Source organism: Allobosea sp. BE125, from assembly GCF_031456075.1.
Classification (GTDB): Bacteria; Pseudomonadota; Alphaproteobacteria; order Rhizobiales; family Beijerinckiaceae; genus Allobosea.
In genome coordinates, this window is sequence record NZ_JAVDTY010000017.1 from 40,351 (window position 1) to 61,206 (window position 20,856).

Genomic DNA, 20,856 nt, shown 5'->3' on the forward strand with positions numbered 1-20,856 from the left:
GGTTGCGCGCGGCGTGCATGCCCGCAGCATCGCAACATGTCGTGATCTCGCCTATATGCCGCCCATGCAGCCGATCATTTCCGTTACCAACCTGTCGAAGACCTACAAATCGGGCTTCAGCGCGCTCAAGGGCGTCGATCTGTCGATCCGGCGCGGCGAGATCTTCGCATTGCTCGGGCCCAACGGCGCCGGCAAGACCACGCTGATCAGCATCATCTGCGGGCTGGTCAACCCCAGCAGCGGGCAGGTGCTGGCCGACGGGCACGACATCGTCACCGACTATCGCGCCGCGCGCGCCAAGATCGGCCTCGTGCCGCAGGAGCTGACGACGGACGCCTTCGAGACCGTCTGGAGCACGGTCAACTTCAGCCGGGGCCTGTTCGGCAAGCGCAGGGATCCGGCTCTGGTCGAGCAGGTGCTGAAGGACCTCACGCTCTGGGACAAGCGCGATACGCAGATCCGGATGCTGTCAGGCGGGATGAAGCGACGCGTGCTGATCGCCAAGGCGCTCGCGCATGAGCCGCAGATCCTGTTCTTGGACGAACCGACGGCGGGCGTCGATGTCGAGCTGCGCCAGGATATGTGGAAGCTCGTGCGCGGGCTCCAGGAGCGCGGGGTCACCATCATCCTGACGACGCATTACATCGAAGAGGCCGAGGAGATGGCCGACCGGATCGGCGTCATCAGCAAGGGCGAGATCATCCTCGTCGAGGAAAAAGCCGAGCTGATGCGCAAGCTTGGGCGCAAGCAATTGACCCTGTCCCTACAGGAGCCGCTGGCTTCCGTGCCGCCTGCGCTGGCGAGCTACAATTTGGCGCTGGAGGCTGAGGGCAACGAGCTCGTCTACACCTACGACACCAAGGCCGAGCGCACGGGGATCACAGCGCTGCTGCAGGACCTCAGCCAGGCGAGCATCCGCTTCAAGGACCTGCGCACCAGCCAGAGTTCGCTCGAAGACATCTTCGTCAGCCTGGTGAGGGACCGTCGATGACCGCCGCAATCGTCAACTGGCATGCCATCCGCGCGATCTATCTGTTCGAGATGGCGCGGACCTGGCGCACGCCGCTGCAGAGCATCGTCTCGCCGGTGATCTCGACCTCGCTCTATTTCATCGTCTTCGGCGGAGCGATCGGTTCGCATATGCCGGTGATCGGCGGGGTACCTTACGGCGCCTTCATCGTGCCCGGGCTGATCATGCTCTCGTTGCTGACGCAGAGCATCGCCAATGCCTCTTTCGCGATCTATTTTCCGAAATTCACCGGCACGATCTACGAACTGCTCTCGGCTCCGGTCGCCTGGTGGGAAGCCGTGATCGCCTATGTCGGAGCAGCCGCGACGAAGTCGATCCTGCTCGGGCTGATCATCCTGCTGACGGCCTCCTTCTTCGTGCCCGAGATCAGGATCGAGCATCCGTTCTTCATGCTGCTCTTCCTGGCGCTGACCGCGACCACCTTCAGCCTGTTCGGCTTCATCATCGGCATCTGGGCCGACGGTTTCGAACGTTTGCAGGTGGTGCCGCTGCTGATCGTGACACCGCTGACCTTCCTCGGCGGCTCGTTCTATTCGATCGACATGCTGCCGGGCTTCTGGCGCACGGTCGCGCTGTTCAACCCGGTCGTCTACCTGATCAGCGGCTTCCGCTGGAGCTTCTATGGCGTCGCGGATGTCGGCCTCGGCGTCAGCCTGGGGATGACGCTGGTCTTCCTCGCGGCCTGCATCGCCATCGTCGGCTGGATCTTCCGCACCGGCTATCGCCTGAAGAACTGAGGCTTTGATTCCGCATCGGCTTGTCCCGAAAAGCGGTTCCCACTTTTCGGGCCGATACTAAAGGTTCAGAGCATTGCTCGTGCGAAAGACCGGTACCCACTTTTTCGCGCAAGGCTCTACGAACGGCCGGCCAATCAGGCCGCCCGCACATCCCTGAAGAAGGTCTCGACCGCGCCGCGCAGATCCTGCGCCTCGCGCGCCAGCTTCTCGGCGGTGACCAGGACCTGGCTCGCCGAAGCCGTCGCCGATTCGGAAGCCGCGGTGACGTGCTCCATCTGGTTGGCGACGTTCGCCGTGCTGCCGGCCGTGGCCTGGGCGCTGTTGGCGATCTCGGAGGTCGCGATCCGCTGCTGGGCGGTGGCACCGGCGATGGCGACGGTATGCTGCGCGACCTCGCTCATGACGGCCGCGATCGTCTCGATGCTGACGACAGCGTCCTGCGTCTCGCGCTCGAAGGCGCCGATCTGGGCCGCGATCTCGTCCGTCGCCTGCGCGGTCCGGCTCGCCAGCAGCTTGACCTCTCCGGCCACGACGCTGAAGCCGCGTCCTGCTTCGCCGGCGCGGGCGGCCTCGATGGTGGCGTTGAGTGCGAGCAGATTGGTCTGGGCGGCGATATCGCGGATCAGCCCGACCACCTTGGCGATGTTGCTCGCTGCCTGCGCCAGATTGGCGACACTGGTGCTCGCGGCTTCAGCGTCCTGCGCTGCGTTGGTGACGACGCTGTTGGCCTTGCCGACGCGCTCGGCGATTTCCGCGATCGAGGCCGAGAGCTCCTCTGAGGCGGCGGCGACAGCGCGGACGCTGTCGGAGGCATCGAGCGAGGCGCTGCGCGCGCCGCCGGCCTGCGAGGTGGCGTCGGTCGCAATGGTGGAAAGGCTGCGCGCTGTCGCCTCCATCTCGCGGGAGCTTGCGCGCACCGTGTCGAGCACGGCCTCGATCCTGACGTCGAAATCGGCGATCAACTGCTCGCGCCTGGCTTGCCGGCCCGCTCTGGCGGCCTCGGAGGCGCGCGCATCGGCTTCGAGCGAACCGCGCGCCAGGGCGTTGTCGCGAAACACGACGACGGCGCGCGCCATGTCACCGATCTCGTCTGGCCGCGCGGTCGAGGGAATGGCATCGACGGGCTCGGAAAAGGCCAGGCGCTGCATCGTCTTGGCGAGGAGGCGCAGCGGTTTCGCCACTCGCCAGCGCACGACGATCAGGCTGAGGGCAAGGCCAAGCGAGATGACCAGCGTACCGATCAGGATCTGGGTGCGAATACTGCCCTTCTGGAGCTTGTCCAGCTCACTGTCGATTGCGGCGCTGGCGTCGCCGCTGAGCGCCGCGAGGCGCTTGAGGGCGGCGTTCAAGGCTTGCCGATTGGCCCGGTTGCGTTCGTTGTTGGTGAGCTCGTTGACTGCGGCCGGGCCGGATACGCGGCCCCGGCGCACGGCTTCCTCGCGGAGGAGGATGAAAGCTTCGACTTGGACCGCGACCTCGTGGAACGCGGCTTCGTCATGCGGTTCGACAAGCTGGCGCCAGTCTGCGAGCAGTCTGCGGATATCGGCGAGCTCGGCCATCAGGGGCTGGGCGAATTGCTCGGCGTCTTGCGCATCGCGGCTCATGATGATGCCGCGCGTTTCCATGACGACGGCATTGACGAGACCGTTCATGCGTTCGGCCATCAACACTCTGCGCGAGGCCGCCTGCATCTCGTCCGTCATCGCGGCATAACGGCTGAGTGTCTGGACGCCGATGAAGATGGTGAGCGCAGCCGCCAGCGCCAGCAAGGTCACGCTTGCGAAAATCTGGTTGGCAATCTTGCGCAAGGCGACCATCCATAGGCGCTGTCTCCCGTTCATCGGGCCGGTGCGCAAAGCCTGACCCGGGAGCCCCGCATAGTGGCGAGGAATGATTAAGCCGAGGTAATTGCACGCCACCCTGGAGCCGGCCTGATTGACTTCCCCGGCCTCATCCTGTTCTCACACGGCCATGACCGACATTCAGACCAGCGAGGCGGCCGCGACGACCGCCCCTCATGCGCGCCGGCGCACCTTCGCCATCATCTCGCATCCGGACGCGGGCAAGACCACGCTGACCGAAAAGCTGCTCTATTTCGGCGGCGCGATCCAGCTCGCCGGCGAGGTGCGGGCCAAGGCCGGCCGCCGCCAGACCTCCTCCGACTGGATGAAGATCGAGCGCCAGCGCGGCATCTCGGTCGTGACCTCGGTGATGACGTTCGAATATGGCGGGCATGTCTTCAACCTGTTGGACACGCCGGGCCATGAGGACTTCTCCGAGGACACCTACCGCACCCTGACCGCGGTCGATTCCGCGGTGATGGTGATCGACGCGGCCAAGGGCATCGAGGCGCGCACCAAGAAGCTGTTCGAGGTCTGCCGGCTGCGCGACATCCCGATCGTCACCTTCATCAACAAGGTCGACCGCGAGACCCGCGACCTGTTCGACCTGATCGCCGAGATCGAAACCACTTTGGCGCTCGATGTCGCGCCGATGACCTGGCCGGTCGGGCGCGGGCGCGAATTCGTCGGCACCTATGATCTCAAGGCCAATACCTTCCGTCGCAACCAGAAGGGCGACGAGACCACGCAGGACCTGGCGGTCTCAGGTCCCGACGATCCGCTTTTCGACACGTTGCTGCCCAACGGAGCAGCCGAGATCTGGCGCGAGGAGGTCTTCCTCGCTGCAGAGGGGCTCAAGCCGTTCGATCTGGAGTCGTTTCGCGAGGGGCATCTGACGCCGGTCTATTTCGGCGCAGCGCTGCGCGACTACGGCGTGCGCGACCTGATCGATGCGCTGGGGGCCTATGCGCCGAGTCCGCGCGCGCAGATCGCCGACAAGCGCGCGATCGAGGCGGACGAGCCGAAGATGACCGGCTTCGTCTTCAAGATCCAGGCGAACATGGACCCCAACCACCGCGACCGCATCGCTTTCATGCGCGTCTGCTCGGGCAAGCTCTCACGCGGCATGAAGGCGAAGCTGGTGCGCACCGCCAAGCCGATGCCGCTGAACGCGCCGCAATTCTTCTTCGCCCGCGACCGTTCGATCGCGGAGGAAGCCTATGCCGGTGACATCGTCGGCCTGCCCAACCACGGCACTTTGCGCATCGGCGACACGCTGACCGAGGGCGAGGACATCGTCTTCAAGGGCGTGCCGAGCTTCGCGCCGGAAATCCTGCGCCGCGTCAAGCTGAAGGACGCGATGAAGGCCAAGAAGCTGCGCGAGGCGCTGCAGCAGATGGCCGAAGAAGGCGTCGTCCAGCTCTTCCTGCCGCATGACGGCGCGCCGGCGATCGTCGGCGTGGTCGGCGCATTGCAGCTCGACGTGCTCAAGGAGCGCATGGATGTCGAATACTCGCTGCCGGTCGATTTCGAGCCTTGCCAGTTCTCGATCGCGCGCTGGGTCTCGTCCGACGACAAGGCGGCGCTGCAGAAATTCGTCTCCCTGAAGCCGTCCTCGATGGCCGACGATCTCGACGGCGACCCGGTCTTCATGGCGTCCAGCCAGTTCACCCTGAAATACGACGCCGAGCGCGCCCCGGAGGTGAGCTTTTCCGATGTGAAGGACTATCAGAAGGTGGCGAAGGGCTAGGTAGCAAACTCATAAATGAGGAGCTGCTTTCCTATTGCGGACATTCCGCGACTAGCCGTGTTCACGACGCCCGCTCCACAAATCCCAGCGGAATCGCGGTCGTTGACTTGAGCTCCTCCATAGCGAACATCGAGGTCACGTCGTTGAGATCGATCCGCGAGATCAGCTTCTTGTAGAGCACGTCATAGGCGGCGATGTCCGACACACAGGCCTTGAGCAGATAGTCGATCTCGCCGCTCATCCGGTAGAAATCAACGATCTCGGGCAAATCGAGCACGGCGGCGTGGAAGCGCTCCAGCCATTCCATCGAGTGACGTGCCGTCTTGACCGCGATGAAGACGGTCACGCCGGCCTGGAGCTTGGCCCGGTCGAGCAACGCCACCCGCTTGCGGATATAGCCCGCCGCTTCCAGCTTCTGCACGCGCCGCCAGCACGGCGTCGACGACAACCCGACTGCTTCGGCGAGTTCCGCCAGCGGCAGGCTCGCATCCTCCTGCAGCCGCGCCAGGATGCGAAGGTCGAAGGCGTCCAACTTGGCCATGGAACTCCCAATGCGATACGGAATATAATGATCGCCCGGAATCATGCGAGCGCGATAATTTTCTAACTTTATCGCTAGACTTGGCAACAATTTTCAGGAATCGCCGGTCTCGCCGCAAGTTTGCAAACCCGTTTCACGCCGCTCCGCTATCCTTATCTGGAGATTGGGCGAGGGGAGTCGCGGCATGCAGGGGTTTCTGAACGAGGAGCGGCGCGGCGCCGTCTTGCGCAGTCTGCGGACGGACGAAGGCACGCTCTCGCGCGACTATCTCGCCGCCGCCCGCACTGTCCTGCGCGAACTCGTCGCGATGCCCGATCTTGTCCAGCGCCTGCCGCTCGAACGCAAAGCCGGGGGCTACACCCGAAACCTGCTCGCCGGCAATGAAGCGGTCAGCGTCTGGGCGATCGTCTGGGCGCAAGGCGCGACCACCTGCATCCACGACCATCACTGCTCCTGCTGCTTTGGCGTCGTCGCCGGTACGATCACCGAGACTTGGTATCGCGCCATCGACGCGGCCCGTGCCGTGCCGACCGAGGAGCAGGAGCGCCAGGCTGGCTATGTCGGCTGCATGCTGCCCTCGGGTCCCAATATCCACCGCATGCGCAATCTCGGCGCTGGCGACGCCATCTCGATCCACATCTACGGCTTCGATCACGAGGCCCACGCCTCCTCAATCGAGACCGAATACACCGCCGTCGGCGGCTGAACGCGCCCGACGGCGAGCCTGGCAGTCGCGGCGTCTCAGCCGGCGCGATTGCCCGAGACCACCGCCAGCGCCGCGACGAAGCGGTCGAGATCGGCTTCCATGATGTAGGGAGCCGGCGAGATCCGGATGGTGTTGCCCTTGGCGACGCCGCCGCGCCGCACCGTCATCACCTTGTGCTGGTCGCGCAGCGCCGCGACGATCGCGTTCGTCTCGGCCGGCGAGCGCTTGCCGGTCAGCGCGAAGGAGGTGATGCCGGCGACCATTGTGGCATCGTCGGGCGTCTGGATCTCGACGCCCTTCAGCTCGCGCGCCTTGCTGACCCAGTAATTGCGCAGATGGCGATAGCGCGCCTCCTTGGCCTGCGGGCCGATCTCGCGATGCAGCGCCAGTGCGGTCGGGACCGTGAGCTGGGCGGCGAAGTTCGGCGTACCGGTGTGGACGCGCGAGCGGACATCGTCGGCCTTGAAATCCTCATCGGCCATATAGGGATCGATATCGGCCAGCCGTTCGCGGGCGATGTAGAGCATGCCGACACCGAGCGGCGCGCCGATCCATTTATGCAGGTTGAAGCCGATGAAACCGATGCCGAGATCCTTGGCCTGGAAGTCGATCTGGCCCCAGCTATGGGCGGCGTCGAGGATGACGTCGACGCCGCGCGCCTTGGCCATGGCGGCGAGTTCCTTGACCGGCATCATCAGCCCGGTGCGGTGGCTGATATGGGTCAGCAGGAGCAGCCTGGTCTTGGGGTTGGCTTTCAGCGCGGCGTCATAGGCATCGAGCACCGCCTGACGGGTGGCGGGCTCGGGGATGTCGAATTTGGCGACCGTGACCCCGCGCCGATCCTTCAGCCAGTTCATGGCGTATTGCATCGAATCATAGTCGAGATCGGCATAGAGCACGGTGTCGCCGGGTTTCAGCTTGTTGTAGCCCGAGATCAGCGCCTGCAGCGCCTCGGTCGCGCCACGCGTCAGCGCGATCTCGTCCCGCGTGACGCCCAGGAAGGCGGAGAGTGGCGCGCGGACATCGTCGAGATCCTGCCCGATCTTGGTGCGGGCATAGACCGTGTTCTCGAAATTCACGAAGTCGGTCAGGCGCTTGTACTCGGCCTTCACCGGCTCGGCCATGATGCCCCAATAGCCGTTCTCGAGATTCACCATGTCGGGGGTGACGCTGTAGAGATCGCGCACCGCGCTCCAGTAGCCGGCATCGCTGCCGAGATTGCTTGCCGGAAGCGCCGGCAGGTTGCGCGCGGCGGCGGGCAGGGCCAGGGCTGCGGCCCCCAGGCTCAGCAAGAGCGCGCGGCGGCTGGTTTCAAGCTTCTGGCCCGACATGGTCGATCTCCTTGCGATGGTCGCGCTGGGCTAGCGCCGCCCTGTTTCAGGCCTGTGACGGTGTTCCAAGGTCAGGTGCGAACCTCGCCGCCCCATGGGCGTGTGCCCGACATGCAACAGTGGGGTTCGATCGGCCGTTGGCGCGTCTTGATTTTGACCGGGATCAATTCCCGCAGGAGCGAATAGGCGCTGATGGGTGATGTGCCCGGCGACGAACTCCTTGCGATCGCGGGCCGTCTCGCCTTGGGGGGCCCGTCATGAAGTCTGTCGTGTTACGCACTTGCCTGTCTGCATTCCTGCTTGGCTCCAGCGCTATCTGTGGCGCTCAAGCCTCCGATCTGCCTTCATCCAAGAGCGCACCGCTGGCTCCGACCATGACGGTGTGGAACCCCTGGATGGTCCGCGGCCGGGCTCTCGTGGTCATGCCGCAGGAAAGCGCAAGGCTCAGCATTGGTGGCGTCAGGGTGCCCGGCGCCGATGTCAGCATCTCGACTTCGGTCGTGCCGGAACTCGACATCAGCTATTTCTTCACGAAGAACATCGCCGTCGAGCTGGTCCTCGGCGTCACCCCACATAATGTGAAGGGCGCCGGCGCGCTTGCGGGTGCTCGCATCGGTTCGGCCTGGCTGCTGCCGCCGACGCTGATGCTGCAGTATCACTTCACCGAATTCGGCGCCTTCAAACCTTATGTCGGCGTCGGCGTGAACTACACCGTGTTCTTCAACGAGAAGGCCAAAGGCGGCTTCACGAGCTTTAACCTGCAAGACACGTTCGGCCTCGCCCTGCAGGGCGGCGTCGACATCATGCTGGACCAGCATTGGGGCCTGAACCTCGACGTGAAGAAGATCTTCCTCGAGCCGAAGGTCAAGGTGAACGCAGGGCTCGTGACCGGCAAGGTCAAGATCGATCCCTGGCTGTTCGGCGCTGGCATCACCTACAAGTTCTAAGTCTGCCGGGCGCAGGTTATCCCTGCCCCCTGTTCACATGACGATATTGGCTCCCTTGTCCGCAGGGGAGCCAATATCGTCGATGAGATAGGTTCACGCGAGGTGGTTGCCGCGGCGGCGACATCGACCGGTCGGCTGGCTGCGACACAGCCGCGCCTCGCGCCTTCGGGAAGACCCGCGATCAAGAACGCGGCATCGCGTTCAAGCGTGCCCGGCCTTCAGTGCGGCATCGAGATCGGCGTAGAGATCCTCGACATCCTCGATGCCGGTCGAGAGTCTGAGCAGGTCCGTCGGGCAGGGCGAGCCTGCGCCCTCGATCGAGGCGCGATGCTCGATCAGGCTCTCGACGCCGCCGAGCGAGGTGGCGCGCTTGTAGAGCTCGACATGAGCCGCCGTCTTGATCGCAGCCGTTTCGCCGCCCGTCACCTGCACCGAGAGCATGAAGCCGAAGCCGCCTTCCATCTGGCGGGCGGCGATGTCGTGGCCGGGGTGCTGCGGTAGGCCGGGATAGAGCACGCGCGCCACCTGCGGATGGGCTGCGAGCCTTTGCGCCAGCGCCATGGCGGAAGCGCTCTGGCGCTCCTGCCGGAGATGGAGCGTACGCAGGCCGCGCATCAGCAGATAGGCCTCGAAGGGCCCCAGAATCCCGCCTTGTCCCTTGCGTACGGTCTTGATGCGATTCCAGAATTCGTCGTCCTGTCGGGCGCAGAGCGCGCCGGCCACGACGTCGGAATGGCCGTTAAGCACCTTGGTCGCGGCATGCATGACGATGTCGGCGCCGAGCGTCAGGGGCCGCGTATGCACCGGCGAGGCGCAAGTCGAGTCGACTGCGAGCCTGGCGCCGGCCTTACGCGCGATCTCGGCCACGCCGGCGATGTCGGTGATGGTCCAGAGCGGGTTCGAGGGCGTCTCGGCCCAGATCAGCTTGGTGACGCCGGGCTTCACGGCCGCCTGCAGTGCGGCGAGATCGTCCGTCTCGACGAAGTCGACGATCAGCCCCCAGCGCGTCGCCTCGGTCAGGAGCCAGGCGCGCAGCGCCCAGTACATCACCTTGGAGGCGACGACATGGTCACCCGGCGACAGCGCCTGGAAGACGGCGGTCGCCGCCGCCATGCCGGAGCCGAAGAGCAGCGCGCCGGCCTTGGCTTCCTCCAGCATGGCGAGCACGCTCTCGGCCTCGCGGATCGTCTCGTTGTCCGGGCGGCCATAGACGAAGCCCGAGGAATAGGCGTTGTCCTCATCGCGGATATAGGTCGTGGCGATATGGATCGGGGTGACCACGCCCCTGGTCTGCGGGTCGATCTTGCCCATGGCCTGCGCGGCGAGCGAGCGGGGATGGAGCGAGCGCTTGGACATGAGGCGATCCCGAATGGTTCCATGAGTGACTCGATCACATCGCATTCGGACGGCATCGTCCGAATGCGATGTGATCGAGTCCAAAAGTTGAGAGCATTGCTCTTGCGAAAAACCGGTATCCACTTTTTCGCGCAAGGCTCTAGGAATGGCCATCTGGAGCAGGGCAGGCCGGTGACGCAAGTGCGCGGCCTTGCCAAGGCCGCGCGGCTGCCCCATCTCGCACGCATGAGCGCCCCATCCGCACCCCGCACCCACACCGCCGCACCCTGGCGCAATGCGTTGATCGTGATCGTTCCTGTCGTCGTCGCCTCGATTGTCGGCAGCGCAGTGACCGTGCCGCAGATCCCCGGTTGGTATGCGGGCCTGGCTAAGCCGGTCTTCAATCCACCGAACTGGGTGTTCGGGCCGGTCTGGACCCTGCTCTTCGCGATGATGGCCTATGCCGTCTATCGCATCCTGCGCCTGCCGGCGGTGACGCCGGGCAGGGTGCGGGCGCTTGCCGTCTATCATGTCCAGCTCGCGCTGAACCTGCTGTGGTCCTGCGTTTTCTTTGGGCTCAATAGCCCGGTCGGCGGAATCCTGGTGATCGTGCCACTGCTGGCGCTGATTCTGACGACGATCGCGCAATTCCGGCTGCTCGACCGGCTTTCGGCCGGTCTGCTCTGGCCCTATGCGGCCTGGGTTTCGTTCGCGACGCTGCTCAACGTCTCGATCTGGTGGCTAAACAAGTAGGTTTTAGCCGATCGAGCGCTCGATGACCTTCATCACGGTCGCGCGCAGATCGGCGATGGTGAACGGCTTTACCATCACCTCGGAGATGATCGCCTCCAGGCTCTTCGCCCGCTCGCGCTGCTCGGCATAACCCGTCATCAGCATGATGGTCAGTTCGGGGAACTCCTGTTTCGCGGCGAGGGCAAGCGCGATCCCGTCCATCAGCGGCATGCGGATATCGGTGAGAAGCAGGTCGAAGCGGCCCTTCTCGGCGATCAGGATATCGAGCGCCTCGGCGCCGTCGGCCGCCATCAGGCAGGTATGCCCATCCATGGTGAGGCCGCGCGCCACGAGCGTGCGCAGGGGTTCCTCGTCATCGACGACCAGAATTCGCGACATCGTTCAGATCCCGGGCAGGCCAGCCTGATCGGCCGTCTCGATGACGCCGACATAGGGCAATTGCCGATAGGCGTGAGCAACGTCCATGCCATAGCCGACGACGAAATAGTCCGGGCATTCGAAGCCGATATAATCCGCCTTGATGTTGACGGCGCGCTTGCCCGGCTTTTCCAGCAACACGGCGCTCGAGACCTTGGCGGCTCCGCGCGCCGACAGCAGATCCTTGGCGAAGGCGAGCGTGCGCCCGGATTCAAGAATATCGTCGACCAGCAGCACCTCGCGGCCGCGCACGTCGCTTTGCACGTCGCGCAGGATCTCGACCTGGCCGGACGAGATCGTGGCGTTACGATAGCTGGAGAGATGCACGAATTCGACCTGCGGGGTCATGCCGGCGCGATGCATGGAACGGATCAGGTCGGCGACGAACATGAAGCTGCCCTTCAGCACCGCCACCACGAGCAGATCCGGCGGCGAGTTCGCCGCGATCATCCGCGCCATCTCCTCATTGCGATGCGCGATCTCGCCTTCATCGTAGAGCACCCTGATGCGCCGGGCTTCAGTCATCGTCTCGTCGTCCTTTCGCGGCGGGTCGGGACCGGCCAGCCTTTCGGCGCAGAATGTCGCGCGCTTCGTCTTTCAGGCAGGTTTATAGCATCCGCGCGGATCGGCCAGAGGCTCTATCCGCCTTAATGCGCGTTGGCGAGGCCTGTCGCCTTGGCCGAGGTGAAGCGCACCAGCACGGATTTCCCGGTCTCGGGCGGGGAGGCGAGCCTGGCGCGGAAGCGGACGAGTTCGGCTGGCTCCAGATTCGGTCGCGGCGGCTCTGTCGTCCAAGTGTAGAGGGTCTGGCCGGCGGCATCCTTGACCGCGACTTCGATTGGCGGCATCGGCGCTTTGCCTTTGCTGATATTGGTCACGTCGCCCTCGACGACGAGGAAGCGATTCTGCCCATCTTCGACCAGCCCGCTTTCGACCGCACTAAAGCTGAGGCCGCGGACGTTGATGGGAAGGCCGAGCTTCTCGAAGACGATGGCGAGCTGCGGCGCGCCGCGCACGGCGAGATTGCGCTGCCAGACGAGGAGGCCGAGCAGCGCTGCGCCGCCAAGGCCGAGCGCGACGAAGGTTGCAGCACGGCGCGGGCGGGGTTGGCCGGTCTTGGCGCTCTTCGCCGGGGAGCGCTTGCCTTTGCCCGGCTTGCGCGGTGGCGGTGGGAGGGCCTCGACCGTATCCGTGGGTTCGGAGGCGACGGCGCTGATCTGCGCGTCGATTTCGTTTGCGCGCTCGAGCTCCTCGTTCAGGAGGGCCTGCGTCTCCACCGCGCTGGGGGGCTCCGGAAAATCCTGCGCTGGGTCGACATGCCACAAGGTCTGGCAGGAGGCGCAGCGGACCTTGCGTCCCGTCGGGCCGAGCTTGGCCGCGTCGAGCTCATACCGGCTGGAGCAGGATGGACAGACGATCAGCATGGGCTTGCCAGGCTCGGCTCCTTGCCTCGGTTGAACAATCGTGGCCGGCGTCGCCAGGGAGCCTTCACCCTGCGTCATCGCGGTTCAAGCTCCGTTGCCCGCGATTGCGGGCCACCCTCTCCATTGGGCTGATTTATGGTTAACGCCTCGTGAAGAACCTGTGCGCCAAGGTGGCGGTCGCTCACGTCGCATTCCGGGGCGGCGCGCTTGAGGTGTAGGATCGCAAGCGAGATTCGCAATGCGGCTCGAAGGGATGGCGGTTTGGTTCGGTTCGAGAATGTCGGCCTGCGATATGGTATGGGCCCGGAGGTGCTGAAGGACATCAACTTCAGCATCGCGCCGCGTTCGTTCCAGTATCTCACCGGCCCCTCGGGCGCCGGCAAGACCACGCTGATCCGTCTCGTCCTGATGGCGCTGAAGCCGACGCGGGGGCTGGTCAACCTGTTCGGGCAGGACGTCTCGCGCCTGGACGCGACGACGCTGACCGCCTTTCGCCGCCGTATGGGCGTGGTGTTCCAGGATTTTCGCCTGCTCGATCATCTCACGCTTTATGAGAATGTGGCCTTGCCCCTGCGCGTGCTTGGCAAGGAAGAGACGAGCTACCGCGCCGAGGTCGTCGAACTGCTCCGCTGGGTTGGGCTAGGCGAGCGCATGCATGCGGTGCCGCCGGTCCTGTCGGGCGGCGAGAAGCAGCGCGCCGCGATCGCTCGCGCGCTGATCAGCCGGCCTGAATTGCTGCTGGCCGACGAGCCTACGGGCAATGTCGATCCCGGCCTTGGCCGGCGCCTGCTCCGGCTGTTCATGGAATTGCAGTCGCTGGGCACGGCGGTGGTGATCGCGACGCATGATCTTGCGCTGATGGAGCTCTACGACGCGCCGCGTCTTGTCCTCGTCGACGGGCATCTGCATGTCGATGCATGAAGCCGACAGCGATGAAGCCGAGCATGAGGGGCTGGCCTTGCCGCCGAACCTGCGGCGTGACCAGCCTCTGGTGCCGCTCGATTCGGTAGCGGGGCGGGCGCTGATGGCGGTCATCGCTATCCTGACCTTCCTGGCGGCGTTGAGCGCCGGCGCGGCCGTGCTGGCGGCGCGCGCCTCGGAGCAATGGCGCGGCGCGGTCGCCAATGAGATGACGATCCAGATCAGGCCGGATTCGCGCCGCGACATGGAGGCCGATCTTTCGCGTGCGGTGGCGATGGCGGCGGGCGTTGCCAGCATCGAGACGGTTCGCGTGGTGCCGAAGGCGGAATCGGATAAGCTGCTCGAGCCCTGGCTCGGCACGGGGCTCGATCTCGTCGAATTGCCGGTGCCCCGATTGATCGTGATCAAGCTGAGATCGACTGTCGGGCCGGATCTCTCGGCTTTCAGCGCTGCGCTGCGCCACGAGCTCCCGAGCGCGATCCTCGACGATCACCGCCTCTGGGTGCGCCGGCTCTCGACCATGGCGAACACCATCATCCTGTCCGGCGCCGCCGTCGTGCTGCTGGTGCTGACGGCGGCCGCGCTCGCCGTCGCCTTCGCTACGCGTGGCGCCATGGCCGGCAGCCGCGACAGCGTCGAGGTGCTGCATCTCGTGGGAGCCGACGACGCCTTCATCGCACGTGAATTCCAGAGCCGCTTCGTCAGGCTGGGCCTGAGGGGCGGCGCGATCGGTGGAGCGGGCGCGATTGTCGTGATCGCCCTGCTCGGTTTCGTGGCGTCGCGCTTGGGCGCGGCGCCCGAGGCAGAACAATTGCAGGCTTTATTCGGGGCTTTCGAGATCGGCTGGTCGGGCTATGTCGCGGTGATCATGGTGGCCGCGGTGGTGGCGGCGATCGCGGGGCTCGTCTCACGCTTCACGGTGCGACATTATTTACGCGCGTTAGCTTAAAAACCCTTAACCCTTGTGGCGACAGGAATGCCGAACCTGCCGCCGTTATGCCCGATTGGCGGTTTAACCTAGCCAAGACATGGTGATGATCGGAAGCAGTCACGAGCATCTGCTGGCAGGACGAAACGAGCGATCCATGACGCCCGCGCAGTCTCGCATGCATGCGGCCGGCTGGAGCTGGCCAAGGCGTCTGGGATGGCTCCTGGGCTGCATGCTGGTTGCCGCCTCCGTGGCGCTCGGGCTGGGCTATGCCGAATTCGCCTCCGGAATCGAACCGCGCGAGCCTGTTGCCGTGCCGCGTACGGACGCGATCGTCGTCGTCACCGGTGGCTCGCAGCGTATCGGCGACGCCATCGGCCTGCTCGGCGCCGAGCGCGGTTCGCGCCTGCTGATCAGCGGCGTCAACGAGAAGACGAGCCGCGAGGAGCTGGCCAAGCTCAACCCCTCGGCGCGCGAGCTCCTCGCCTGCTGCGTCGATCTCGACTACCGCGCCCGCAACACCATCGGCAACGCCATCGAGACCCGCCGCTGGGTGCGCCAGCATGAATTCCACTCGCTTCTGGTCGTGACCTCGAACTACCACATGCCGCGCGTGCTGGCCGAGTTCGCCCATGCGATGCCGGGCGTGCGCCTCGTGCCGCATCCGGTCGTGACCGACCAGATCGACACCACCGGCTGGTGGCGGAGTTGGAACGCAGTCCGGCTGCTCGGGCCCGAATACGGCAAATACCTTGTGGCGCGCCTGCGCAGCGCCTTCGAGGGGGACCCCGAGACGTCGCGGCTCTCGGTCATCATCGGCGGCCGCAAGCCGGTATCGCCGAAGCCTGCAGGGTTGCTCGGGCCAGACAACGAGAAGCGCACGCGCCTGCATGACCATCGCCACAACGCCTGATCCGCATTCGCGCGCTTGACGGCGGCGAGCTGACGGGCTCTTTGCGCGCCATGCTGATCCTGCGCTCCCTGCTCGCCAATGTCGTGTTCTACGTCAACCTGTCGCTATGGCTGGTGTTCGCGGCATTTCCCGCCTTGCTGCTGCCCCGACGCTACCTGATGAAGATTGCTGGCGGCTGGTCCCGCAGCGCGCTGTTCCTGTTGCGGGTGACGTCGGGCACGGGCTTTGAGATCAAGGGGCTCGAGAACGTCCCCAGCGGCGGGCTGATCGTTGCGTCCAAGCACCAGTCCCTCTGGGAGACCTTTGTCCTGATCGGGTTGTTTCCCGATCCGGTCTTCATCCTGAAGCGTGAACTGACCTGGATTCCGTTCTTCGGCTGGTGCCTGCTCAAGCTCAGGATGATCCCGGTCGATCGTGGTGGGCGGGCGCGGGCCCTGGCCCAGGTCACGCGGGGCTCGCGGATCGAGATGCGCGAAAACGGGCGCCAGCTCTTGATCTTCCCGGAAGGCACGCGCCGGCCGGCCGGAGCTCCGCCGGACTACAAATACGGCGTTGCGCATCTCTATGCCGATCTCAAAGTGCCTTGCGTGCCCGTCGCGCTGAATTCCGGCCTGTATTGGCCGCGTCGCAAGTTCCTGCGCCTGCCGGGCACGATCCGCCTGACATTCCTGCCGGCGATCCCGCCGGGGCTGAACAAGACGGAGTTCCAGGCGCTGCTGCAGGACAGTATCGAGACGGAAAGCGACCGGCTGCTGGCACTGGGGCGCAGCGAACTGGCCAAGCTCGGGCTCGACCCGCTGGCGAAACACTCCTGACAGCAACTGTCAGCAAGGCCGGCTGAGCGGGCTGGCTGCCCTTGACAGATAGCTTGTTCGTTCTCATTTTGTTCTGGAACAAAAGGAGGAACGGATGGCCGCTCTCGCCTATTCCCACGCCGATCTTTTCGCTGACGAGCCCGTGGTCTCGGCGCGCGAAATGCCGCTGCGCAGCACGGCGGGCCTCTCAGAGCGTCGCTTCACCGCCTGGCGGGGACGTTCGGGCCGGCGCTACGTCGCCTCGGTCTTCACGGTCTCGGATGATCATGCGCTCGGCTTCACCGATGCGGTGCTGCTGGCGGTCTCGCCGGATCGCCAGATCCTCGCCGCGCGCGACAGCGGGCCGTTTGGGGTCGAGGCTGCGCTGACGCGCTGGCGGCAGGCGGTGACGCAAGCCGGCGCGCGCGAAATCCATGTCCATCTGCTTGCGGAGGACGGCATGAGCCGCCGCGCGGCGCTGCTCGACCTGATGCCGGAGGTCTGAGCCGGTATCAGAGCGGCGGGCGCGGCTCGCCGAGGCCGGGGGCGAGTTTTTGCGCGAGATCGGCAAGGACAGGGTCGAAGACCCCCATCTTGCGCAGATGCTCATGGGTTTGCAGCACATAGTCCGGGTTCTCGCCTGAGCCGCCGCGCCCGTTGCGCACCAGCTCTAGAATCTGGTCCGGCGGCAGCCGCCCGGCATATTGCAGGTGCTTGCGGTCGGCGACATAGACCAGCGCCTTGACGTTGCGCCCGTCATCGAGCCGCACTGGCATATGGCGCTCGAGATAGACTGAAGTCGCCTGTTCGCGGGCGCGCAGATAGCTCACGGTCTCGGCCGCCTCGCTGGCTGCGACCCGGAAGGCAAGGCCGCGGCAGATGCCGCCGCGATCGAGCCCCAATACGAGGCCGGGACGTTCGGGCGTGCCGCGATGGACATGCGAGAAGATGCAAAGCGAGCGGTGGTAGCCGTGCAGCCGCGCGACGACGCTTTCCTCGAAGGGAAAGCCCGGCCGCCAGATCAGCGAACCATAGCCGAAGACCCAGAGATCGCTCGCACTGAGATCAGCTGTCATCATCATCCCATAATTTAGCCGTGGCCGCCTGCTTGATGGACGCACTGGCGTCCTTGCTCGGCGGCAGCTAACAATCCGCTCGCTTTTTCGCAATGGACTGCCGCCGTATGACCGATCTGACTCCCACGCGTCGCCGCAGCCGGTTCTGGCTCTATGCGCCCTTCGTGTTGCTCGCATTGTTGGCCGCCGCCTGGAGCGGCTTCTGGTTCGTGGTGCGCGGGCGCGTCGCCGATGCGGTCGATACGGCGCTGGCGCGCGAGGCCGGGCTCGGCCGCAGCTGGACCTGCCTGGACCGTTCGATCAGCGGTTTTCCGTTTCGCGTCGAACTGCGGTGCGCGTCGCTGGAATTGACCTCGACGCGCTGGGGCGATGCGGTGAAGCTGCAGACCGGCCCGAGCCTGGCGCTCGGGCAGATCTATTCGCCGGGGCTCGTCATCGTGCAGATCACCGGCCCGCTACAGGCCAGCTTGCCCGAGGGCCGCAAGCTCGATCTGGCCTGGGCCCGGCTCGAGGCCAGCCTGACGCATAACGGCACAGCGCCCCAGCAGGTCTCCCTGGTCATGACCGAGCCGAATGCGACCCTCGCCGCGCCGGGCCAGGCCAATGAAGGCTGGCGCGCGGCCAGCCTGGAGGTCCATCTGCGCCGCAATCCGACGCGCCCGGCAAGCGATCAGGCCACCGATCTCGCCATCAGCACCAAGGGCTCCGTCCTGCCAGCGCTCGATGCGCTGCTCGGCACGAGCGAGGCCGGCGATGTCGACATCCAGGCGACCCTGACGCAGGCCGAAGCCTTCAAGCTCGGTTTCAATCCCGATGCGTTGGAGCGCTGGCGCAGCGCTGGGGGACAGATCGAGTTGACGAAGTTGGTTTCAGCCAAGGGCCCGGCCCGCATCGAGGCGAGCGGCCTGCTGCTGCTCGACCAGACGCATCGCGTGTCCGGGCAGATCCAGGCCTCGCTCGCGGGCATCAAGCAGATCGCCGGCGTTCCGGTCGGGGGGGTGCTCGGTGGCCTTGGGGGCCTGCTCGGCGGCCGGGCCAGCGCGCAGGCGCCGGGTGCGGCTCCCGGCCTGACGGCGCTGCCGCCGGTGGTGCTGCGCGAGGGCCGCGTCTATCTCGGGCCGATCCGCCTGCCGGTCCAGCCGCTCTTGCCCTTGTACTGATCCCGCCCTTGTACTGACCGCATATGAAAAAGGGGCGCATCGCGCCCCTTTTTTGCTCATGAACGGCAGCGGATCACGCCGCCGGCAGCGCCGCGCGCGGCGCCTCGATGCGGGTCAGGGCCTTCTTGACCGCATCCTGCACCTTCTCGAAGGCGCGCACCTCGATCTGGCGGACGCGTTCGCGCGAGACGTTGAACTCCTCGGAGAGCTCCTCCAGCGTGATTGGGTCCTCGGCCAGCCGGCGCGCCTCGAAGATGCGGCGCTCGCGCGGGTTCAGGACATCGAGCGCTTCGCGCAGGGCCGAGTGGCGGTTGTCGCTTTCCTGCGAGTCCGCATAGCGGCGCTCCTGGCTCTCGCTGTCGTCGACCAGCCAGTCCTGCCATTCGCCGTCGCCATCCTCGCGCAGCGGCGTGTTCAGCGACGCGTCGCCGCCGAGACGGCGGTTCATGTCGATGACGTCCTGCTCGTTGACGCCGAGCTTGGTGGCGATGGTCTTGACCTGCTCGGGACGCAGATCGCCCTCGCCAAGCGCCGAGATCTTGCTCTTGGCTTTGCGCAGATTGAAGAACAGCTTCTTCTGGTTGGCGGTGGTTCCCATCTTCACCAGCGACCAGGAACGCAGGATGTATTCCTGGATCGAGGCCTTGATCCACCACATTGCATAGGTCGCGAGCCGGAAGCCCTTATCGGGCTCGAAGCGCTTGACCGCCTGCATCAGGCCGACATTGCCCTCGGACACGACCTCGCCGATCGGCAGGCCATAGCCGCGATAACCCATGGCGATCTTGGCCACGAGCCGCAGATGGGATGTGACGAGCCGGTGCGCCGCATCGCGGTCGCCATGCTCGCGCCAGCGTTTCGCCAGCATGAATTCCTCGTTCGGTTCCAGCATCGGGAACTTACGAATCTCGTCGAGGTAACGTGACAGTCCGCCTTCCGCGGACATGACGGGCAGCGACGCAATCGCCATGCTCGTTCTCCTTCTTGGCCCCCGCTTCGCGGCAAACCAACCGCGCGATCAACCTTCGCGCAGGCTTTGGATCTCGTGAAAGATACAACGCCGGAACCGACTAACGGTTCGGCGCTGTTTCAAGCCACGTGCGGCGCCCCTTAGCCATCCGCATCCAACGCTCACTCTATGCCAAGACAGCTTGGCGGAAAATGGGCAGGATAGCGAGATTGCCTCACAGCCTCGCGAGTTCTGCTTGCAAATTTGCAAACTCAGGCGGCGGGTCGGATTCGAAAAGCAGCTCTTCGCCCGTGGCGGGATGGGCGAAACCCAGCAGCGCCGCATGCAGCGCCTGTCGCCCCAATTGCGTCAGCGCCAGACGGGCGGGCTCGGGCAGGCGGCTCGCCTTGGTCGCAAAACCGGAGCCATAGAGCTGGTCGCCGAGCAGGGGATGGCCGAGATGGCTCATATGAACGCGGATCTGATGCGTGCGGCCGGTCTCGAGCCGGCACTCCATCAGGCTGGCGAGCGCCTCGGTCTCCTCCCTGCCCTTGAGCAAAGCGGGGTAGCGTTCCATGACCGTGAAATGGGTGATCGCCTCACGCCCGCGCTCCTCGCCCACGACCATCATCTTTTCGCGGTTCTTGTTCGAGCGCTCGATATTGGCCTCGATCGTGCCGTGCGCCCGGCGTGGAAAGCCCCAGACAATGGCGAGATAGGCGCGCTGGAGGGGGCCGGTGCGGCCATGATCGGCGAACTGCTTCGCCAGGCCCTGATGGGCCTTGTCGTTCTTGGCGACGACGAGCAGCCCGCTGGTGTCCTTGTCGAGCCGGTGCACGATGCCCGGTCGCCTGACGCCACCAATGCCCGAGAGGCTTTCGCCGCAATGAGCGATCAGGGCGTTGACCAGCGTGCCGTCCTCATGGCCGCCGGCGGGATGCACAACGAGGCCGGCGGGCTTGTCGATGACGATCAGGTGCTCGTCCTCGAACACCACGGTGAGCGGGATGTCCTGCCCCGCCGGGGCCGGGGGCTTGGCCTCGGGCATGATCAGCGTCAATGCGTCGCCTTCGACGACCTTGCGGCTGCCATCGGTCGTGACCGCGCCGTTCAGGCTGACTCCGCCATCCTTGACGATCTGCTGCAGGCGGGCGCGCGAGATCTCGCCGGCCAGCAAGGCGAGCGCCTTGTCGAGGCGCGCGCCGGCCTGTTCGGCCGTCACATGCAAGGTCACGCCTGCAGGCGGCGCGGTCTCAAATTGGCTTGGCTGTGATGTCATGACCGACGCTATAAGCGCCCGGGC

At 65.4% G+C, this 20,856-nt stretch carries 22 protein-coding genes; 12 read left to right on the plus strand and 10 right to left on the minus strand.

From position 1 onward, the window contains the following. Positions 1–64: 64 nt before the first annotated feature. Both J2Y55_RS28085 and J2Y55_RS28090 read left to right on the plus strand, forming a co-directional pair. Positions 65–991, plus strand: a complete 927-nt coding sequence (locus J2Y55_RS28085) for an ABC transporter ATP-binding protein (RefSeq protein ID WP_310160008.1) — start codon at positions 65–67, stop codon at positions 989–991. Next, positions 988–1,767, plus strand: a complete 780-nt coding sequence (locus J2Y55_RS28090; protein ID WP_310159909.1) for an ABC transporter permease — start codon at positions 988–990, stop codon at positions 1,765–1,767. The genes J2Y55_RS28085 and J2Y55_RS28090 overlap by 4 nt, the downstream gene beginning before the upstream one ends. Positions 1,768–1,901: 134 nt before the next feature. On the opposite strand, the gene J2Y55_RS28095 is transcribed toward J2Y55_RS28090, so the two are convergent. Further along, positions 1,902–3,575: a methyl-accepting chemotaxis protein gene (locus J2Y55_RS28095; RefSeq protein ID WP_310159911.1), complete on the minus strand. Its 1,674-nt coding sequence runs from the start codon at positions 3,573–3,575 to the stop codon at positions 1,902–1,904. Positions 3,576–3,738: 163 nt separating this feature from the next. On the opposite strand from J2Y55_RS28095, the gene J2Y55_RS28100 reads away from it, so the two are divergent. Then, positions 3,739–5,358: a peptide chain release factor 3 gene (locus J2Y55_RS28100; protein ID WP_310159912.1), complete on the plus strand. Its 1,620-nt coding sequence runs from the start codon at positions 3,739–3,741 to the stop codon at positions 5,356–5,358. 61 nt (positions 5,359–5,419) lie between these two features. Here the strand turns inward: J2Y55_RS28100 and J2Y55_RS28105 are convergent, their stop codons facing one another. After that, a complete protein-coding gene (locus J2Y55_RS28105; protein WP_310160009.1) occupies positions 5,420–5,890 on the minus strand; it encodes an Lrp/AsnC family transcriptional regulator in 471 nt (156 codons plus the stop codon). 193 nt (positions 5,891–6,083) lie between these two features. Here J2Y55_RS28105 and J2Y55_RS28110 point away from each other — a divergent pair, with 193 nt between their 5' ends. Beyond that, positions 6,084–6,605: a cysteine dioxygenase gene (locus J2Y55_RS28110; protein ID WP_310159913.1), complete on the plus strand. Its 522-nt coding sequence runs from the start codon at positions 6,084–6,086 to the stop codon at positions 6,603–6,605. A 35-nt stretch (positions 6,606–6,640) separates the two neighbouring features. Here the strand turns inward: J2Y55_RS28110 and J2Y55_RS28115 are convergent, their stop codons facing one another. After that, positions 6,641–7,936 (minus strand): aminotransferase class V-fold PLP-dependent enzyme, encoded by a 1,296-nt coding sequence (locus J2Y55_RS28115; RefSeq protein WP_310159914.1) that lies wholly within the window; start codon positions 7,934–7,936, stop codon positions 6,641–6,643. A 257-nt stretch (positions 7,937–8,193) separates the two neighbouring features. On the opposite strand from J2Y55_RS28115, the gene J2Y55_RS28120 reads away from it, so the two are divergent. Further along, entirely contained in the window at positions 8,194–8,883 is a 690-nt protein-coding gene (locus tag J2Y55_RS28120; RefSeq protein ID WP_404979055.1) for an OmpW/AlkL family protein, read from the plus strand. A 201-nt stretch (positions 8,884–9,084) separates the two neighbouring features. Here J2Y55_RS28120 and J2Y55_RS28125 read toward each other — a convergent pair whose 3' ends face one another. Then, the gene (locus J2Y55_RS28125) at positions 9,085–10,239 is read right to left on the minus strand and encodes a trans-sulfuration enzyme family protein (protein ID WP_310159915.1); all 1,155 of its coding nucleotides are present in this window, start codon (positions 10,237–10,239) and stop codon (positions 9,085–9,087) included. 171 nt (positions 10,240–10,410) lie between these two features. Between J2Y55_RS28125 and J2Y55_RS28130 the strand changes: the two genes are divergently transcribed. Next, complete coding sequence (locus J2Y55_RS28130) at positions 10,411–10,971, plus strand: TspO/MBR family protein (RefSeq protein WP_310159917.1); 561 nt, start codon at positions 10,411–10,413, stop codon at positions 10,969–10,971. A gap of 3 nt (positions 10,972–10,974) precedes the next feature. Here the strand turns inward: J2Y55_RS28130 and J2Y55_RS28135 are convergent, their stop codons facing one another. From J2Y55_RS28135 to J2Y55_RS28145, 3 genes are all read right to left on the minus strand, one after another. Then, positions 10,975–11,349, minus strand: a complete 375-nt coding sequence (locus tag J2Y55_RS28135; protein ID WP_069688669.1) for a response regulator — start codon at positions 11,347–11,349, stop codon at positions 10,975–10,977. 3 nt (positions 11,350–11,352) lie between these two features. Then, positions 11,353–11,913, minus strand: coding sequence for a hypoxanthine phosphoribosyltransferase (hpt, locus tag J2Y55_RS28140; protein ID WP_310159918.1), 561 nt, complete (start codon positions 11,911–11,913; stop codon positions 11,353–11,355). Between the two features lie 122 nt (positions 11,914–12,035). After that, the gene (locus J2Y55_RS28145; protein WP_310159920.1) at positions 12,036–12,812 is read right to left on the minus strand and encodes a zinc-ribbon domain-containing protein; all 777 of its coding nucleotides are present in this window, start codon (positions 12,810–12,812) and stop codon (positions 12,036–12,038) included. Between the two features lie 297 nt (positions 12,813–13,109). Here J2Y55_RS28145 and J2Y55_RS28150 point away from each other — a divergent pair, with 297 nt between their 5' ends. The 5 genes from J2Y55_RS28150 to J2Y55_RS28170 all read left to right on the plus strand — a co-directional run bounded on the left by J2Y55_RS28150 (position 13,110) and on the right by J2Y55_RS28170 (position 16,873). After that, positions 13,110–13,733, plus strand: coding sequence for a cell division ATP-binding protein FtsE (locus tag J2Y55_RS28150; RefSeq protein WP_404979058.1), 624 nt, complete (start codon positions 13,110–13,112; stop codon positions 13,731–13,733). Further along, positions 13,720–14,682 carry a cell division protein FtsX gene (locus tag J2Y55_RS28155; protein WP_310159923.1) on the plus strand — a complete coding sequence of 321 codons (963 nt, stop codon included), beginning with the start codon at positions 13,720–13,722 and terminating at the stop codon, positions 14,680–14,682. Before J2Y55_RS28150 ends, J2Y55_RS28155 begins: the two co-directional genes overlap by 14 nt. A gap of 136 nt (positions 14,683–14,818) precedes the next feature. After that, positions 14,819–15,574, plus strand: coding sequence for a YdcF family protein (locus tag J2Y55_RS28160; protein ID WP_310159924.1), 756 nt, complete (start codon positions 14,819–14,821; stop codon positions 15,572–15,574). Positions 15,575–15,624: 50 nt separating this feature from the next. After that, positions 15,625–16,389, plus strand: a complete 765-nt coding sequence (locus J2Y55_RS28165) for a lysophospholipid acyltransferase family protein (RefSeq protein WP_310159925.1) — start codon at positions 15,625–15,627, stop codon at positions 16,387–16,389. 94 nt (positions 16,390–16,483) lie between these two features. Continuing rightward, complete coding sequence (locus tag J2Y55_RS28170; protein WP_092174803.1) at positions 16,484–16,873, plus strand: hypothetical protein; 390 nt, start codon at positions 16,484–16,486, stop codon at positions 16,871–16,873. Between the two features lie 7 nt (positions 16,874–16,880). On the opposite strand, the gene J2Y55_RS28175 is transcribed toward J2Y55_RS28170, so the two are convergent. Then, positions 16,881–17,447 (minus strand): gamma-glutamylcyclotransferase, encoded by a 567-nt coding sequence (locus J2Y55_RS28175; protein WP_310160014.1) that lies wholly within the window; start codon positions 17,445–17,447, stop codon positions 16,881–16,883. A gap of 104 nt (positions 17,448–17,551) precedes the next feature. Between J2Y55_RS28175 and J2Y55_RS28180 the strand changes: the two genes are divergently transcribed. After that, positions 17,552–18,604, plus strand: coding sequence for a DUF2125 domain-containing protein (locus tag J2Y55_RS28180; protein WP_310159927.1), 1,053 nt, complete (start codon positions 17,552–17,554; stop codon positions 18,602–18,604). 73 nt (positions 18,605–18,677) lie between these two features. Here J2Y55_RS28180 and rpoH read toward each other — a convergent pair whose 3' ends face one another. Further along, on the minus strand, positions 18,678–19,574 hold the full coding sequence (rpoH, locus tag J2Y55_RS28185; RefSeq protein WP_069688663.1) for an RNA polymerase sigma factor RpoH: 897 nt from the start codon (positions 19,572–19,574) through the stop codon (positions 18,678–18,680). Between the two features lie 214 nt (positions 19,575–19,788). Further along, on the minus strand, positions 19,789–20,832 hold the full coding sequence (locus tag J2Y55_RS28190) for an RluA family pseudouridine synthase (protein WP_310159928.1): 1,044 nt from the start codon (positions 20,830–20,832) through the stop codon (positions 19,789–19,791). Positions 20,833–20,856: the final 24 nt, after the last annotated feature.

Bases quoted from the DNA above. Each gene is read 5' to 3' on its own strand.
- hpt (WP_310159918.1), bottom strand. From the start codon at position 11,913: ATGACTGAAGCCCGGCGCATCAGGGTGCTCTACGATGAAGGCGAGATC.
- J2Y55_RS28175 (WP_310160014.1), bottom strand. From the start codon at position 17,447: ATGATGACAGCTGATCTCAGTGCGAGCGATCTCTGGGTCTTCGGCTAT.
- J2Y55_RS28165 (WP_310159925.1), top strand. From the start codon at position 15,625: ATGCTGATCCTGCGCTCCCTGCTCGCCAATGTCGTGTTCTACGTCAAC.
- J2Y55_RS28085 (WP_310160008.1), top strand. From the start codon at position 65: ATGCAGCCGATCATTTCCGTTACCAACCTGTCGAAGACCTACAAATCG.
- J2Y55_RS28155 (WP_310159923.1), top strand. From the start codon at position 13,720: ATGTCGATGCATGAAGCCGACAGCGATGAAGCCGAGCATGAGGGGCTG.
- J2Y55_RS28090 (WP_310159909.1), top strand. From the start codon at position 988: ATGACCGCCGCAATCGTCAACTGGCATGCCATCCGCGCGATCTATCTG.
- J2Y55_RS28115 (WP_310159914.1), bottom strand. From the start codon at position 7,936: ATGTCGGGCCAGAAGCTTGAAACCAGCCGCCGCGCGCTCTTGCTGAGC.
- J2Y55_RS28100 (WP_310159912.1), top strand. From the start codon at position 3,739: ATGACCGACATTCAGACCAGCGAGGCGGCCGCGACGACCGCCCCTCAT.
- J2Y55_RS28150 (WP_404979058.1), top strand. From the start codon at position 13,110: ATGGGCCCGGAGGTGCTGAAGGACATCAACTTCAGCATCGCGCCGCGT.
- J2Y55_RS28125 (WP_310159915.1), bottom strand. From the start codon at position 10,239: ATGTCCAAGCGCTCGCTCCATCCCCGCTCGCTCGCCGCGCAGGCCATG.
- J2Y55_RS28190 (WP_310159928.1), bottom strand. From the start codon at position 20,832: ATGACATCACAGCCAAGCCAATTTGAGACCGCGCCGCCTGCAGGCGTG.
- J2Y55_RS28120 (WP_404979055.1), top strand. From the start codon at position 8,194: ATGAAGTCTGTCGTGTTACGCACTTGCCTGTCTGCATTCCTGCTTGGC.
- J2Y55_RS28110 (WP_310159913.1), top strand. From the start codon at position 6,084: ATGCAGGGGTTTCTGAACGAGGAGCGGCGCGGCGCCGTCTTGCGCAGT.
- J2Y55_RS28145 (WP_310159920.1), bottom strand. From the start codon at position 12,812: ATGCTGATCGTCTGTCCATCCTGCTCCAGCCGGTATGAGCTCGACGCG.
- J2Y55_RS28170 (WP_092174803.1), top strand. From the start codon at position 16,484: ATGGCCGCTCTCGCCTATTCCCACGCCGATCTTTTCGCTGACGAGCCC.
- J2Y55_RS28135 (WP_069688669.1), bottom strand. From the start codon at position 11,349: ATGTCGCGAATTCTGGTCGTCGATGACGAGGAACCCCTGCGCACGCTC.
- J2Y55_RS28160 (WP_310159924.1), top strand. From the start codon at position 14,819: ATGACGCCCGCGCAGTCTCGCATGCATGCGGCCGGCTGGAGCTGGCCA.
- J2Y55_RS28180 (WP_310159927.1), top strand. From the start codon at position 17,552: ATGACCGATCTGACTCCCACGCGTCGCCGCAGCCGGTTCTGGCTCTAT.
- rpoH (WP_069688663.1), bottom strand. From the start codon at position 19,574: ATGGCGATTGCGTCGCTGCCCGTCATGTCCGCGGAAGGCGGACTGTCA.